Below are 15,476 nucleotides of genomic sequence, written 5' to 3' on the forward strand. Positions count from 1 at the left end.
GCCAATAGCCAGCCTTGATTCGCCGCCAGCATTGACCGGGCCTATTCTTCCTACATGTGTTCAACATGGATCGAGGATCGGCATCATGGGCAAACGTCACCCCAACCTTCCCGCCTGGCAATGGCGAGCGTACCCGAACAATCATCAGCACCCGACCAATCTGGTGCTGCACCTGATCGCGGTGCCGTTGTTCATCGTGGCGTTTCTGCTGATCGTGTCCGGGGTGTTCAGCCTGAGCCTGGCGGACATCGCCATCGGCGTGATCGGTGTGATTGCGGCGCTGGCCTTGCAACGCCACGGCCACAGCCTGGAGACCCAGGCCTCCGAGCCGTTCAGTGACCGCAAAGATGCGATATCGCGCTTGTTGGTCGAGCAGTTCCTGACGTTTCCGCGGTTCTTCCTCAGCGGTGGCTGGTGGCGCGCCTGGCGTGAGCGCCACCGCCGTCACTGATCAGGCAAACACCGTCACCGTCTGTCGGCTCATGGCGATCAATCGGCCATCCGCGCTCCACATTTTCGCCGCGGCATGTCCGTAGCCGTCAGCGGCGTGCTCGGTTTCGACGAGGTATTTGCACCAGTCCAGGGTGTTCAGTTCCAGCAGCGGTTGCACGAATTCGATGGTCCAGGTCAGCGTGCTGCCCATCGCCGGCTTCTTCAAAAACGGCATCAGGGCCGGCGGCCAGGCGTCCACCAGCGCCAGGATGTGCGCCTCGCTCAAGGCCTCTTCCTTTACGTCACCGCGCAAACGCACCCAGCCGCCCATTTGCCGGGATGTACTACCGCTGAACGGCAGCCCGCCAACACTCCAGCGCATCGCCAGATGCCGCATGAATTCCGGGATGACGCCTTCGACAAAAGGCAATTCCTGGCACTCGTCCCAGTGCTTCATTTCAGGTGCCGGCTCAGCGGCCACCGCCACTTCCGAGGGGCGTGAGGCACCAAAACTGCCCTGGATCAATGTCACCACCTGCCCCTTCTGCATCACCCGGCCCAACACTTGGCTGACGGCCTTGCCTTCGCGCAGCACGTCGACTTCAAAACTGACCGGAACCTGGGGTTCGACCGGGCCGACAAAGGTGATTGCCAGCGAGCGCACCGGACGATCCGCTGGCACCCGGGCACGCATGGCTTCGTACTGCAGGGCGGCCACCAGGCCACCGAAACTGGCGCGCCCCTGGGCCCAGGAGGCCGGGATAGACAGCTCATGCGGCTGGCTACGGACAGCGTCGAGCAGTTCGGAAAAACGCATGAAAACCTCAGGGATCGGAAAAAGATCAAGGGATCTTACCCAGCCGGAGAAGGCTATACAGCACCCATTCCGGCCAAATTGACTGACAGATGAGCCGTGCTCGGTTCCAACACAAAATCCATACCTGACATTGAGCCCACAATGGATCTCCGGTGTTTTCAGGATTTGAAGCAATCGCGGCTCAGCTTTTCCAGCACAAGGTCCGCACGCTGTTCAGCCTCGGCCATGGTAGTTTTCCAGATCGCAACACAGGGCTGCAAATCCGCTTCCTGTTCAGCCATGGCCAGCCATTGCACGCAATCGTGCCAATCGCCCAGTGCGCTCTGGGCCGATTTCAACCGGGGCATGGCCGCTTTCGGCAAACGGTCCAGCTCGGGGTAAGCATCGATGCCATAGCGCACGCGCTTGATCAGCAGGCGCAGCCGATGACGGTCGTGGGCCGGGTCGTGCAGTGCCCCGTTGAGTTTTTCCCACTGCTTGCCCAGGCGTTTTTCGATGCGCTTGCGCAAGCCCTTAAGCAATCCCTGGCGCTGGGCGGCACGCAGAAAACGCGGAAATGCATCGAGGACGATCAGCAATTGCGCAAGTTCAGGGCTGGCCGCCACGGCCGGATAGGCCTCGGCCATTTGCGCCGTGCGTCGCCGCGCGGCTTGGGGTTGATGGTGCTGGAGCAGGTACGCCGCCAGCACCTCACGATCACGTAACGGTGTGGTCAGGTCGCCCACCCGGGAGGCGGCCGCTTCCAGTTGCTCGACACCGGGCTGTCCGCGCAAGGGGCGCAACAGGCTGCGTAACCGACGCATGGTTGTGCGCAGATCGTGTAACGCTTCAGGGTCTGTACGGTCTTTCAAGCGGGCCTGACAGGCCAGCAGACGAATTTCCAGGCCCAGGACACGAGCCACCAACCGATCGATCATGGGGGTTTACTCCGTAAACAGCGCCAGGCTGCAAGCTACGAGCTGCAAACCCGATGAGTCTTGCAGTTCATAGCTTAGAGCCTGCAGCTATTTTTCGCCTTCAACGCCCCGCGCGCGACTCACGAATATAGAAACGGGCCTTCTCGGCTTTAGTGGTGCAGCCTTCGAATCCCTCGAATTGCTGCTGGGTCTTGGCCGCGGTCAGCAGCGACAAGGCCTTGGAGTAGCTGACAGTGCCGGCGAAACCTTCGGCCTTGGCCAGGTCCAGTTCATGCCATGCAGCATCCAGGTTACTACCGCAACTGTCGCGATAAGCGGTTTTGCCGGCACAACCGGCGAGCGCCAAGGCAATCAATGGTACGCAGATCCAGGCTTTCATCACTCACTCCTTAAAGATAGGTCAACAGTCGTGCAGATAAGACGGTGCGGCACCTGAAAAGTGCCGTTGGTCCGCTGTGCAAACTATAGCGCTGACGAGAATAACCATGTGCCGCCATGGAGTGTCGAAAATACGACGCTCCCGCCCCATCGAACGACCATGGCGATTGAAGCATGACCCTCGATGGGTGCATTGTTGAACCATTCGAACGAGGGCGATTCATGAAAAAGCGTGTCGCGCTGGTATTGGGCTCGGGTGGAGCGCGGGGTTATGCGCATATTGGGGTCATTGAAGAGATCGAACGGCGCGGCTATGACATTGCCTGTATCGCCGGTTGCTCCATGGGCGCGGTGGTGGGCGGGATCTACGCCGCCGGCAAACTCAATGATTACCGTGACTGGATCGAGAGCCTGGATTATCTCGACGTCTTACGCCTGGTGGACGTCAGTTTTCGTCTGGGAGCGATTCGTGGCGAGAAAGTCTTCGGGCAGATCCGCAAGATCGTTGGCGAGATCAACATCGAAGACTTGCGTATCCCCTACACCGCGGTTGCCACCGACCTGACCAACCAGCAGGAAATCTGGTTCCAGGAAGGTTGCCTGCATCAGGCCATGCGCGCCTCGGCAGCGATTCCCAGCCTGTTTACCCCGGTGATGCAGGGCAACCGCATGCTGGTGGACGGCGGCATTCTCAACCCGCTGCCGATCGTGCCCGTCGTGTCGAGCCATTGCGATTTGATCATCGCGGTCAACCTCAACTCCACCAACCAGCGCCACTATCAATTGCCGGTCATCCAGCGTCCCGCCGCCTTCAAGACCCGCTTCGACAGCCTGATCAACTCCGTCGGCTCGAAGTTGCCGTTCCGGCGCAAACAGGCTGAACAATTGTTGGTTCTGGAACAGGAAGCCTTGAAGGCCGAAGGTGCGGACTTCAACCCGTGGATCGAATCCGCCGAGCCCGAGGCGCAGCAACCCACGGCAGCTCCGCAAACCAGCGGTGCACCCCGCTCTGCCACCGGTTCGTTCATCATCGACAACGTCGGACCGGCGTCCTTGCTGGATTTGATCAACCAGAGTTTCGAGGTGATGCAGACGTCGCTGGCGCAGTACAAGATTGCCGGGTATCCGCCGGACATCCTGATCAACGTGCCCAAACGCGTGTGTCGGTTTTTCGAGTTCTACAAGGCGCCGGAGCTGATCGCGCTGGGACGGGAGATTGCGCGGGATACGCTGGATCGGTATGAGAATGAGCAGAACTGAACGTCTGAAAGTTCTCGATCGAATGTAAGGGCCTCATCGCGAGCAAGCTCGCTCCCACAATGACCGCGTCGGTCAAAAATCATGTGTACGACGCAAACCCTGTAGGAGCGGCGGTGCGGCGATCCGACTTGCCCGCGAAAGCGCCAGATCAGTCACCACAAAAATTCAAAACTATTCACTCAACAACCGATACCCCACACCAGCCTCAGTGACGATGAACCTGGGTTGGGTCGGGTCATCCGCCAGTTTCTGGCGCAAGTGCCCGACCACGATGCGCAGGTAGTGAGTGTCTTCGGTGTGAGTCGGCCCCCAGATGTCCTTGAGCAATTGCTGCTGGGTGATCACCCGCCCGGGATGCCGCGCCAGTTGCGCCAGCACGGCGTATTCCTTGCGAGTCAGGGCGACTTCGACATCGTCGAGCATCACCCGGCGATACGCCAGGTCGACCGTCAACGGACCGAAGGTCAGCGCCGCTTGTTGAACCTCGCCGACGGGCGCCTGGCGCAACAACGCACGAATCCGTGCCAGGAATTCCTGAATGCCGAACGGCTTGGTCACGTAGTCATTGGCACCGCCATCCAGGGCTTCGACCTTCTGCCCTTCACCGGCGCGCACCGAGAGCACCAGCACCGGCACCGTCGACCACTCGCGAAAATCGCGCAATACCTGTTGGCCGTCCATGTCCGGCAAGCCGAGATCAAGCACCAGCAAGTCCGGTTTGTTCAACGCAGCTTGTACCAATCCTTCACTGCCGGTGCCGGCCTCCAGCACTTTATAGCCTTGGGAAACGAGGCTGATGCGCAGGAATTTGCGGATCTGCGGTTCGTCGTCGATGACCAAAATGGTCGCGGTCTGGCTCATGAATTCACATCAACACAAAGAAGTGGCAAGAGAGTAGCGCATGCACGATCAGGCTTCATTCTCGTATCCCGGCTGAGCCTGTAGCGGCAGGTGCAACGTGATGCAGGTGCCGCGCCCCTCGATACCGTCGGCAACGCTGATGCGCCCGCCATGAGCACCGACCATGCCCTGACAAATCGCCAACCCCAGCCCGGTACCCTGCCCGCCACGATCACCCCGCACCGCGGTGTAGAACATGTCGAAAATCTTCGCTCGCTCCTCCTCCGGAATCCCCGGTCCCTCATCGCTGACCGAGAAAAACAGCTCGCTGTCATCGGCCCCGGCGCGCAATTGCAAACGCCCGCGGTGCGGCGAAAACCGCGCGGCGTTTTCCAGTACGTTGACCAGTGCCTGTTCGATCAGCGCGGCATGGACGAACAGCAGCGGCAATTGCGCCGGTACTTCGGTACTGACCTGCAGCGACGCGAGTACCGCGCGCAAGCGATTGAGCGCACTGGCGACGATATCGGCCGGCGACACCCAGTCCCGCGCCAGCTTTAGCGCACCGTGGCCGAGCCGGGTCATGTCAAGCAGGTTTTGAATGTAGCGGTCGAGACGTTCGGCTTCATCGCGGGTGCCTTCGAGCAACTCACGTCGATCCTCCAGCGGGATCGCCTCACCCAGCGCCAGCAGGCTGTCGATACTGCCGCGCATGGACGTCAACGGTGTGCGCAAATCGTGGGACACCGAAGCCAGCAAGGCGCTACGCAACTGCTCGGTTTCGCCATGCAGCCGCGCCGCTTCCAGATCATCAGCCAGTTGCGCCCGGGCCAGCGCCTGGGCCAGCGGCTGGCTCAGCGCGGTCAACAAGCGTCGGCGCTGGCCGCTCAGGGTCTGGCCTTCCCTGGCGCATACGCCGAGCAACGCCAGCGGGCCGTCCTCCACCGATAACGGCCACCACCACCAGCGGCCGAACGGCAAGGTGCCGGTGCCCGCACCCGCCGGTTGATCGTGCTGCCAGGCCCAATCGGCAGCGGCACGTTCGGCTTCGGAGAACTCCAGCGGGCCACCGGTTTCGACTTTCCAGCCACTCTGCCCGTCGCGATTGAGCAGGCACAGTTGCACATCGCTCCATCCGTTGAGGTGTTGGGCAGCCGCGCTGACCACGGCCTGGCGGTCGGTGGCGGCGGTGAGCTTGCGTGACAGGTCGAGCAATTCGGTGGTCTCTTCCTGGGTATCGCGCAGGGCCTGCAATTGCCTGCGCTGGCGCGCCGCGAGGTTACCGGTGAGGGCCGCCATCAGCAGGAAGAACAGCAAGGTCAGCACGTCTTCTTCGCGCTGGATGCTGAAAGAGAAATTCGGTGGAATGAACAGGAAGTCATAGGTCAGAAACGATAGCGCCGCACAGGCCAGCGCCGGCCCGAGACTGCTGCGCACCGCCACCAGCAACACGGCGGCGAGGAACACCAGCGAGATGTTCGGCAACGGCAGAACACTCGCCACGGCCCACGCCAGGGCGCTGGCCAGAACCGTCGCCACCACCGCCAATGCGTAGTCGAACCAGACCAGTGAATGCATCGACCGCTGATGAGGTTGATGCGGTTGGTGATCGCTGTCGAGTACGTTGATTTCCAGTCCGCGCGCATTGCGCAGCAGCCGCGCCGCCAGCCCGCCCCCGAACAGACGCCGGCGCAAACGCGGCCGGGACTGACCGACCAGCACCAGGCTGGCGCGGCGTTCGGCGGCATGCTGGATCAGGGTCTTCGCCACTTCACCGGCGCGCAGCAACACCACTTCGCCGCCCAACCGTTCGGCCAGTTGCTGGGCGCTTTGCAGGCGCAGGCGCGACTGTTCGTCACGCACGCGGCCGTTGTCCACGTGCACCAGGCTCCAGGGCAGGTGCCGCCGCTGGGCCACGCGGCTGGCATGACGCACCAGACGCTCGGCCTGGACATCGCCGTCGACGCCTACCAGCAAACGCCCGCGTACGGCCGGCGCCGCTTGCCCCAACTGACGATACCCTTGGGCCAGATCGTTATCGACCTGAGCCGCCGCGGTTTGCATCGCCAGTTCGCGCAAGGCCGTGAGGTTGGTCTGGGAAAAGAACGCGTCGATGGCCGCCCGCGCCTGCTCCGGCACATAGACCTTGCCGTCGCGTAGTCGCTCCAGCAGCTCCCGTGGCGGCAAGTCGATCAACAATAGTTCGTAGGCTTCCTGCAACACCCAGTCCGGCAGGGTTTCGCGGACCTGCACGCCGGTGATGCCGCGCACTTGGTCGTTGAGACTTTCCAGATGCTGGACATTGACCGTGGTGTACACGTCTATGCCGGCGGCGAGCAGTTCCTGAATGTCCTGCCAGCGTTTTTCGTGACGGCTGCCGGGGGCATTGGTGTGCGCCAGTTCGTCGACCAGCACCAGTTTCGGTTTGGCTTTGATCAGACCGTCGAGGTCCATTTCTTCGAGCAACACGCCACGGTACTCGGAACGCACCAACGGCTGCTGCGGCAAGCCGCCGAGCAGGGCTTCGGTTTCGGCCCGGCCATGGGTTTCGACGACGCCGGCGATGACTTTCACCCCTTGGCGTAACTGGGTGTGGGCCGCTTGCAACATGGCGTAGGTTTTGCCGACACCCGGCGCGGCCCCGAGAAACACTTTGAGCCGGCCGCGGCCATCGCGGGGCAGGTCTGCTAACAGCGCGTCGGCGCGGCCGGAGTTGCTCATGCTTGGGGATCTCATTTTTCAGATGTTGATGTGGCGATGGTGAGGCCGTCTTCGCGAGCAGGCTCGCTCCCACAGGTGTACGCATTCCAATGTGGGAGCGAGCCTGCTCGCGAATGGCAGCGCCACCGACCTACAATTTTTCCAGCGCCAGATTCAACTCAAGCACATTTACCACCGGCGGGCCTACCAATGGCTGTTCGATGTGGGCGTCCAGCAGTTGTTGCAGTGTCGCTACCGGCAGGTTGCGCGCCGTCGCGACACGCGCCAGTTGATAGGCAATCGCTGCCGGTGGCAAGTGCGGATCCAGACCGCTGCCGGACGCAGTGACCAGCGCCAATGGCACCGGCCCCTGGCCTGGCACCAGCAACTTGCTGGCATCGTCTATCACCCGTGTGGCCAGGGCCGGGTTGCTCGGCGACAGGTTGCTGGCGCTGCTCGACACGGTGGCAAAGGCACCGGCCGAAGGACGCGGGTGGAACCAGGCGTCGCCAACGAAATCCTGGGCGATCAGCGAGGAACCGCGGATCTTGCCCTCGGCATCACGCACCAGGCTGCCGTTGGCCTGATCCGGGAACGCGATCTGGGCCACGCCGGTGACCACCAGTGGATAAGCGACGCCAGTGATCAGCGTCATCAGGACCAGCAAGCTCAGGGCCGGGCGTATCAATGTGGACATTTCAAAATCCTCGAATTCACAAGTCAGGTGCACCGTGGCGCATCCATCGCGAGCAAGCTCGCTCCCACAGGGTATGGGGTGCTTTTGTGGGAGCGAGCTTGCTCGCGATGGCGGCTTATCTGGCACACCAAGCAGTCAAACCAGATGCAACGCCGTCAACAGCATGTCGATGGCCTTGATACCCACGAACGGCACCAGAATCCCGCCCAGGCCGTAAATCAGCAGATTGCGTCGCAGCAACGCCGCCGCACTCGCCGCGTGAACCCGCACACCGCGCAGCGCCAGCGGAATCAGCATCACGATGATCAGGGCGTTGAACACAATCGCCGAGAGAATCGCGCTCTGCGGACTGCTCAGGTGCATCACGTTGAGCACGCCCAGTTGCGGGTAGATCGCGGCGAACAGCGCCGGCAGAATCGCGAAGTACTTGGCCACGTCGTTGGCGATGGAAAAGGTCGTCAGCGCACCGCGGGTCACCAGCAATTCCTTGCCGATCTGCACCACGTCCAGCAACTTGGTCGGGTCGCTGTCGAGGTCGACCATGTTCGCCGCTTCACGGGCTGCCTGCGTACCGTCGTTCATCGCCATGCCGACATCTGCCTGGGCCAGTGCCGGGGCGTCGTTGGCGCCGTCGCCGCACATGGCGACCAGGCGACCGTCGTTTTGTTCGTGACGAATGCGCGCCAGTTTTTTCTCCGGCGTGGCTTCGGCCAGCACATCGTCCACCCCTGCTTCAGCGGCGATGGCAGCGGCGGTCAACGGGTTGTCGCCGGTGACCATGACAGTACGGATTCCCAGCTTGCGCAGCTCGGCGAAACGCTCGCGGATACCGGGCTTGACCACGTCCTTGAGGTGGATCGCGCCAAGTAGCTTGCCATCGGCACACACCAGCAACGGAGTGCCACCGCTTTGGGCAATCTTGTCGATTTCACGGGACAAGGCCGGTGCCAGATCAGCACGCTCGAGGCCGACGAACGCCAGCAACGAGTCCACTGCGCCTTTGCGGTACACACGCCCCTGATAGTCGACACCGGAAAGGCGGGTTTCGGCACTGAATGGCACGGCTGTCAGCATCTGAGCGGATGGTTCCGGTTGCGGATGAATGCCACGCAGGTACTCGACGATCGACTTGCCTTCCGCGGTGTCGTCGGCCAGCGAAGCCAGCAATGCGCCTTCGGCCAGTTCCCTGGCAGTCACACCTGGTGCGGCATACACCGCCGAGCAACGACGGTTACCGAAGGTGATGGTGCCGGTCTTGTCCAGCAGCAGCACGTGCACGTCCCCCGCCGCTTCCACCGCACGACCGGACTTGGCGATCACGTTCAGCCGCACCAGGCGATCCATCCCGGCGATACCGATGGCCGACAGCAAGCCGCCGATGGTGGTCGGAATCAACGTGACCAACAGCGCCACCAGGAACACCAGCGGCAGGTTGCCATTGGCGAAGTGGGCGAACGGTTGCAGGGTCACGACCACCAGCAGGAAGATCAGGGTCAGGCCGATCAGCAGGATGTCGAGCGCCACTTCATTCGGGGTTTTCTGCCGTTTGGCGCCTTCGACCAGGGCAATCATGCGGTCCAGGGTCGACTCACCGGGGTTGGCGGTAATCTTCACCAACAGCCAGTCAGACACCAGCCGCGTGTTGCCGGTGACGGCCGAGCGGTCGCCACCGGACTCACGGATCACCGGCGCCGATTCACCGGTAATCGCCGCTTCGTTGACCGCCGCGATGCCTTCAATCACTTCGCCGTCACCGGGGATCATTTCCCCGGCTTCGACGCGCACCACATCGCCTTTGCGCAGGCTGGCGGCGGGCACCACCTGAAAGCTGCCGTTGCCGGTCTTGCGCCGGGCGCTGAGGCCTTCGCTACCGGCCTTGAGGCTGTCGGCGCGGGCCTTGCCGCGGCCTTCGGCCAGGGCTTCGGCGAAGTTGGCGAACAGCACGGTGAACCACAGCCACACCGCAATTTGCGCGGCGACGAAGGTCGGCACGGCCGTGTCGGGCACGAAGCACAGGACGGTCGTCAGGATCGCGGTCAGTTCGACCACCAGCATCACCGGCGCACGTTGCAACTGCCGTGGGTCGAGCTTGACGAAGGCTTGCAGCAGCGCCGGGCGCCAGAGGGCCGAGATTGCGGTTTTCGGTTGCTCCGCTGCCTTGACGGCGGCAGGCTTGATTGCAGGCATATTCATGATGGTTTCCTTAGAATCCCATGCTCAAATGTTCAGCGATTGGGCCCAGTGCCAAAGTCGGCAGGAAGGTCAAACCACCCACCAGCAAAATGGTCACGGTCAGCAGGGTCACGAACAGTGGGCCGTGGGTTGGGAAGCTGTTCTGCCCGATCGGCGCGGTTTTCTTCATCGCCAGGCTGCCGGCCAGGGCCAGAACCGGAAGGATGTAGCCGAAGCGACCGATCAACATGCCCAGGCCCAGCATCAGGTTGTGGAACGGGGTGTTGGCGCCGAAGCCACCGAAAGCCGAACCGTTGTTGGCACTGGCCGAGGTGTAGGCGTAGAGCAACTGACTGAATCCGTGAGGCCCCGGGTTGCTCACGGCGGCCACCGGACCTGGCAGGCTGGCGGCGATCGCGCCGAGCACCAGTACACCAATCGGCATGACCATCAGGGTCATCACCAGCAATTGCACTTCCCTGGCCTGCAGTTTCTTGCCGAGGTATTCCGGGGTGCGGCCGATCATCAGGCCGGCGAGGAACACCGCGATCAGCACGTTGAGCAACATGCCGTAGAGCCCGGCACCGACGCCGCCGAAGATCACTTCGCCGACCATCATGTTGACCAGTGCCACCATGCCGCTCAGCGGGTTGAGGCTGTCGTGCATGCCGTTGACCGAACCGTTGGACGCAGCCGTGGTGGTCACCGACCACAACACGGTGGCGGTGGTGCCGAAGCGCGCTTCCTTGCCTTCCAGCGGCGCGGCCTGCTCGACGGCGACGTTGTTCAACGCCGGGTTCGGTTGGTATTCAGCCCACAGCGAGGTCGCACCGCCGATCAGGAACAGCGCCAGCATGCAGGCGATGATCGCGCGGCTCTGGCGCAGGTCCTTCACGTAATGGCCAAAGGTGAAGACCAGCGCGACGGGGATCAGAATGATCGAGGTCATTTCAAACAGGTTGCTCCACGCCGTCGGGTTCTCGAACGGATGCGCCGAGTTGACGCCGAAGAAACCGCCACCGTTGGTGCCCAGTTGCTTGATCGCAATCTGACTGGCCGCCGGGCCCAGGGGAATGACCTGGTCGACGCCTTGCACCGTCACCGCATTCACATACTGCGCGAAGGTTTGCGGCACGCCCTGCCAGACCAGGTACAGCGCCAGCAGCAGGCACAGCGGCAGCAGGCCATAGAGGGTGGCGCGGGTCATATCGACCCAGAAGTTGCCAAGCGACGCCGTGGATTTGCGACCGATGCCGCGGCACAGCGCAACCAGTACGGCCAGACCGGTGGCGGCGCTGACGAAGTTCTGCACGGTGAGGCCGACCATTTGGCTCAAGTAGCTCAGGGACGCTTCGCCGCTGTAGGCCTGCCAGTTGGTGTTAGTCATGAAGCTGACGGCGGTGTTGAACGCCAGCGTCCACTCCTGGCCCGGCAGATTTTGCGGGTTCAGCGGCAAGTGGCCCTGGAGCAACAGGATCGCGAACAGCAACAGGAAACCCGCGAAGTTGAAGGCAATCAAGGCCAGGGCGTATTTCTGCCAGCTCTGTTCGGCTTGCGGATCGACGCCGGCCAAACGATAACAACCGTGTTCGACCGGACCGAGAATCGGCGTCAGCCAAGTACGCTGCCCCTCCATCACCTTGTAGTAGAAGCGCCCGAGAAATGGCGCCGGGACCAATACCAGGGCGAAAAACCCGAGGATCAGCCAATAGTCATAACTGTGCATAGCCGCTCCTAGTTCCGGTCCGCGCGCAGCAGCGCAACCAACAGATAAATGAACAGCCCCACTGCCAGCAGCAGCGACACCCCGTCCAGAACGCTCATGGAAGTTCTCCGTGTTACGGCGTATTGCCGCGTGTGGAGTCATTGTCGGAAAGGAGGCTGTAAAGGAACGAGATCGAAGGTGCGGGAGAGGCATAAAGAAAGCGTAAAGAGTGGATTAGCGCGGGGGGTTACAGGGTGCAGGAAGGCGCTCCGGTACGGAGAAAACCGGACGTGTTGTAATTAGTGCTCCAAATTGCGCGCGAGAGTAGTGAGTGACGGCTGCAAGTCATGGATAATCCAGCCTGATTGGCGCGACGCAACCCTATGGGGTCAAGAACTCTTGCACCTCCTCGCTCGCGCCTGCAAGCTACCGCCATTCGCATTACTGAAAAAGGCTGGCCCAACGTGCGTATCCTTATTACCGGCGGAGCCGGTTTCATAGGCTCGGCCCTTGTCCGCGAGCTGATTCGACACACTGAGCATGAAGTGCTCAATCTGGACAAACTGACCTATGCTGGCAATCTCGAATCGCTGACCAGCATTGCCAACGACACTCGCTACGAGTTCGTTCAGGCCGATATCGTTGATCAGGCGACCGTCGGTGCAGTGCTGGCGCGTTTCCAGCCTCACGCGATCATGCACCTGGCAGCAGAGTCCCACGTCGATCGTTCCATCGACGGGCCATCGGAATTCATCCAGACCAATATCGTCGGCACCTACAGCCTGCTCGAAGCCGCCCGCGCCTATTGGCAAGCCCTGCCAGAGCCTGAGAAAAGCGCCTTTCGCTTTCATCACATTTCCACTGACGAGGTTTACGGCGACCTGCACGGTGTCGACGATCTGTTTACGGAAACGACGCCCTACGCGCCGAGCTCGCCCTACTCCGCCAGCAAGGCAGCGTCCGACCACCTGGTCCGCGCCTGGCAGCGAACCTATGGCTTGCCGGTGTTGCTGACCAATTGCTCGAACAATTACGGGCCGTTCCACTTCCCCGAGAAACTGATTCCGCTGGTCATTCTCAATGCCTTGGCGGGCAAGCCGCTGCCGGTGTATGGCAATGGCCTGCAAGTGCGCGACTGGCTGTTCGTCGAAGATCACGCCCGGGCACTGCTCAAAGTGGTGACCGCCGGCACCGTCGGCGAGACCTACAACATAGGCGGGCACAATGAGCAAAAGAACATCGACGTGGTGCGGGGCATCTGCGCCCTGCTTGAAGAACTGGCACCGCACAAGCCCGATGGCGTCGCGCACTACGCCGACCTGATCACGTTCGTCCAGGATCGTCCTGGTCATGACTTACGTTATGCCATCGATGCCAGCAAGATTGAACGCGAGCTGGGCTGGGCGCCCGAAGAGACCTTCGAAACCGGCCTGCGCAAAACCGTTCAGTGGTACCTGGACAATATGCAATGGTGCCGACGTGTTCAAGACGGCAGCTATCAGGGTGAACGCCTTGGCGCCATCAATCCCAAGGAGCTGCTCGCATGATGAAAGGTATCGTTTTGGCGGGTGGCTCGGGCACGCGCCTGCACCCGATCACACTCGGCGTATCGAAACAGCTGTTGCCGGTCTACGACAAGCCAATGATCTACTATCCGGTGTCGGTGCTGATGCTGGCCGGCATCAAGGATATTCTGCTGATTTCCACCCCGCAGGATCTGCCGCAGTATCGCAATCTGCTGGGGGATGGCAGTCAGTTCGGGGTGAACTTCAGCTTTGCCGAGCAACCATCACCGGATGGTCTGGCCCAGGCTTTTCTGATTGGCGAAGAGTTCATTGGCGATGACCCTGTGTGTCTGATCCTGGGTGACAACATCTTCCATGGTCAGCACTTTGGCGAGCAATTGCAGAACGCGGCAAAACGCTCCTCCGGCGCCACCGTGTTCGGTTACTGGGTCAAAGACCCCGAGCGCTTCGGTGTCATCGATTTCGACAGCGACGGCCGTGCGCTTTCGATCGAAGAAAAACCGAAAAAACCGAAATCCAGTTATGCCGTTACCGGCCTGTATTTCTATGACAACGATGTGATCGAGATCGCCAAGGCGGTGAAACCTTCGCCTCGCGGCGAGCTGGAGATCACCGACGTCAACAATGCCTATCTGCAACGTGGCGATCTGCAGGTCGAGCGTTTTGGTCGAGGTTTCGCCTGGCTCGACACCGGTACCCACGATAGCCTGCTCGAAGCTTCTCAATACGTACAAACCATCGAACACCGCCAAGGCCTGAAAGTCGCCTGTCTCGAAGAGATAGCCTATGAAAACGACTGGATCAACCGCGAACAGTTGCTGGAGCGCGCCCGATACTTCGGCAAAACCGGATATGGCCAGTACCTGGCCAAACTGGCAGGGGAAGAGCAATGAGCCTGTGCGAACCCGATTTGCCCGGTAACGAGACGGGACTGCGCCCGTGAAAATACTCATCAATGGCCGGCACGGTCAGGTTTCACATGAGTTGCAACGGCGCCTGGGGGCTGTTGGCGAACTGATCGTATTGGGTCGCGATCAGCTCGATCTCGCGCAACCCGATCAGATTCGCCGTCAGGTGCAAAATCTCCGGCCCGACCTGATCATCAACGCTGCGGCCCATACAGCGGTTGATCTGGCAGAAAGTGAACCGCTATCAGCCTTTGCCATTAACGCGACCGCTCCCGGCATCCTCGCCGAAGAAGCGCTGGCTCTCGACATCCCGCTGATACATTACTCCACGGACTATGTATTCGACGGGAAGAAAGCCGGCCCTTACAACGAGGACGACACGCCCAATCCGCTCGGGGTGTATGGCAAGAGCAAACTGGCAGGTGAGCAGGCCATCAGGGACGTGCAAGGTAAACACCTGATCCTGCGCACAAGTTGGGTCTATTCAACTCATGGCCGTAACTTTCTGCTGACGATGCAACGTTTGCTGCAAGAGAAACCGGAGTTACGTGTAGTCGCCGATCAAATCGGAGCACCTACCTGGGCCGGCACAATCGCCAACAGCACCCTTGCCCTGATCGAACACTGGCAGGCGAACGAAGTTACCAACTGGGGGACCTATCACCTGACCGCTCAAGGTGAGACCTCCTGGTTTGGCTTCGCCCAGGCAATCGGCGAAGCACTGCGACAACAAGGCAAGCCCTGCGCCAACCTGATTCCGATCCCGTCCAGCGACTACCCGACACCCGCAGCCCGGCCGCTCAACTCGCGCCTGGATTGCAGTCGCTTGCAGCGCGATTGGGGTGTCAGTCAACCTGACTGGCAAACGGCGTTGCGCGAGTGCCTCACTCAGCAAACCTGAGCATCAACCGCTGCCCGCACCTGCATCGATATACGAAGTTTGCGCGCAGCAGCGGTGTCGGGTAGCGGGCATGCGGGCTTGCTCGCGAAAGCGGCATTTAAATCCGCAGCGCCCCTGACTGACGCACAAAATTCGCGCATCCTGCGGCGAACATCCCCGATACGACGCCTTTCATCCCATTACGACGCACCATCGTGAAATGGCACGCCCACTGCACTGGCCT

At 61.3% G+C, this 15,476-nt stretch carries 14 protein-coding genes; 5 read left to right on the forward strand and 9 right to left on the reverse strand.

Annotated features, from left to right (window positions below):
• Positions 1-85 precede the first annotated feature (85 nt).
• A complete protein-coding gene (locus tag ACM6IK_RS26210) occupies positions 86-451 on the forward strand; it encodes a terminase (protein WP_414876609.1) in 366 nt (121 codons plus the stop codon).
• Here ACM6IK_RS26210 and ACM6IK_RS26215 read toward each other — a convergent pair whose 3' ends face one another.
• From ACM6IK_RS26215 to ACM6IK_RS26225, 3 genes are all read right to left on the reverse strand, one after another.
• Complete coding sequence (locus ACM6IK_RS26215; RefSeq protein ID WP_414876610.1) at positions 452-1,249, reverse strand: acyl-CoA thioesterase; 798 nt, start codon at positions 1,247-1,249, stop codon at positions 452-454. It abuts the gene before it with no gap.
• A gap of 158 nt (positions 1,250-1,407) precedes the next feature.
• The gene (locus ACM6IK_RS26220) at positions 1,408-2,166 is read right to left on the reverse strand and encodes a CHAD domain-containing protein (protein ID WP_414876611.1); all 759 of its coding nucleotides are present in this window, start codon (positions 2,164-2,166) and stop codon (positions 1,408-1,410) included.
• 100 nt (positions 2,167-2,266) lie between these two features.
• The gene (locus ACM6IK_RS26225; protein WP_008000319.1) at positions 2,267-2,545 is read right to left on the reverse strand and encodes a hypothetical protein; all 279 of its coding nucleotides are present in this window, start codon (positions 2,543-2,545) and stop codon (positions 2,267-2,269) included.
• 221 nt (positions 2,546-2,766) lie between these two features.
• On the opposite strand from ACM6IK_RS26225, the gene ACM6IK_RS26230 reads away from it, so the two are divergent.
• Positions 2,767-3,804, forward strand: a complete 1,038-nt coding sequence (locus tag ACM6IK_RS26230; RefSeq protein WP_414876612.1) for a patatin-like phospholipase family protein — start codon at positions 2,767-2,769, stop codon at positions 3,802-3,804.
• Between the two features lie 171 nt (positions 3,805-3,975).
• Here ACM6IK_RS26230 and ACM6IK_RS26235 read toward each other — a convergent pair whose 3' ends face one another.
• From ACM6IK_RS26235 to kdpF, 6 genes are all read right to left on the reverse strand, one after another.
• Positions 3,976-4,665: a response regulator gene (locus ACM6IK_RS26235; RefSeq protein ID WP_414876613.1), complete on the reverse strand. Its 690-nt coding sequence runs from the start codon at positions 4,663-4,665 to the stop codon at positions 3,976-3,978.
• Positions 4,666-4,713: 48 nt separating this feature from the next.
• The gene (locus ACM6IK_RS26240; protein ID WP_414876614.1) at positions 4,714-7,365 is read right to left on the reverse strand and encodes a DUF4118 domain-containing protein; all 2,652 of its coding nucleotides are present in this window, start codon (positions 7,363-7,365) and stop codon (positions 4,714-4,716) included.
• A gap of 130 nt (positions 7,366-7,495) precedes the next feature.
• On the reverse strand, positions 7,496-8,041 hold the full coding sequence (gene kdpC / locus ACM6IK_RS26245) for a potassium-transporting ATPase subunit KdpC (RefSeq protein ID WP_414876615.1): 546 nt from the start codon (positions 8,039-8,041) through the stop codon (positions 7,496-7,498).
• Positions 8,042-8,176: 135 nt separating this feature from the next.
• Positions 8,177-10,234: a potassium-transporting ATPase subunit KdpB gene (gene kdpB, locus ACM6IK_RS26250; protein WP_414876616.1), complete on the reverse strand. Its 2,058-nt coding sequence runs from the start codon at positions 10,232-10,234 to the stop codon at positions 8,177-8,179.
• A gap of 10 nt (positions 10,235-10,244) precedes the next feature.
• Positions 10,245-11,939 carry a potassium-transporting ATPase subunit KdpA gene (gene kdpA / locus ACM6IK_RS26255; RefSeq protein ID WP_414876617.1) on the reverse strand — a complete coding sequence of 565 codons (1,695 nt, stop codon included), beginning with the start codon at positions 11,937-11,939 and terminating at the stop codon, positions 10,245-10,247.
• Between the two features lie 8 nt (positions 11,940-11,947).
• Positions 11,948-12,037: a K(+)-transporting ATPase subunit F gene (gene kdpF, locus ACM6IK_RS26260; RefSeq protein WP_007899818.1), complete on the reverse strand. Its 90-nt coding sequence runs from the start codon at positions 12,035-12,037 to the stop codon at positions 11,948-11,950.
• Between the two features lie 345 nt (positions 12,038-12,382).
• On the opposite strand from kdpF, the gene rfbB reads away from it, so the two are divergent.
• From rfbB to rfbD, 3 genes are read left to right on the forward strand one after another with little or no spacing between them, the layout of a single operon-like run.
• On the forward strand, positions 12,383-13,465 hold the full coding sequence (rfbB, locus tag ACM6IK_RS26265; RefSeq protein WP_414876618.1) for a dTDP-glucose 4,6-dehydratase: 1,083 nt from the start codon (positions 12,383-12,385) through the stop codon (positions 13,463-13,465).
• Positions 13,462-14,337: a glucose-1-phosphate thymidylyltransferase RfbA gene (gene rfbA, locus ACM6IK_RS26270; protein ID WP_414876619.1), complete on the forward strand. Its 876-nt coding sequence runs from the start codon at positions 13,462-13,464 to the stop codon at positions 14,335-14,337. The genes rfbB and rfbA overlap by 4 nt, the downstream gene beginning before the upstream one ends.
• 46 nt (positions 14,338-14,383) lie before the next feature.
• A complete protein-coding gene (gene rfbD, locus ACM6IK_RS26275) occupies positions 14,384-15,253 on the forward strand; it encodes a dTDP-4-dehydrorhamnose reductase (RefSeq protein WP_414876620.1) in 870 nt (289 codons plus the stop codon).
• Positions 15,254-15,476 lie beyond the last annotated feature (223 nt).

The sequence above is a fragment of the Pseudomonas sp. IT-196MI5 genome (genome assembly GCF_949767415.1).
GTDB lineage: Bacteria > Pseudomonadota > Gammaproteobacteria > Pseudomonadales > Pseudomonadaceae > Aquipseudomonas.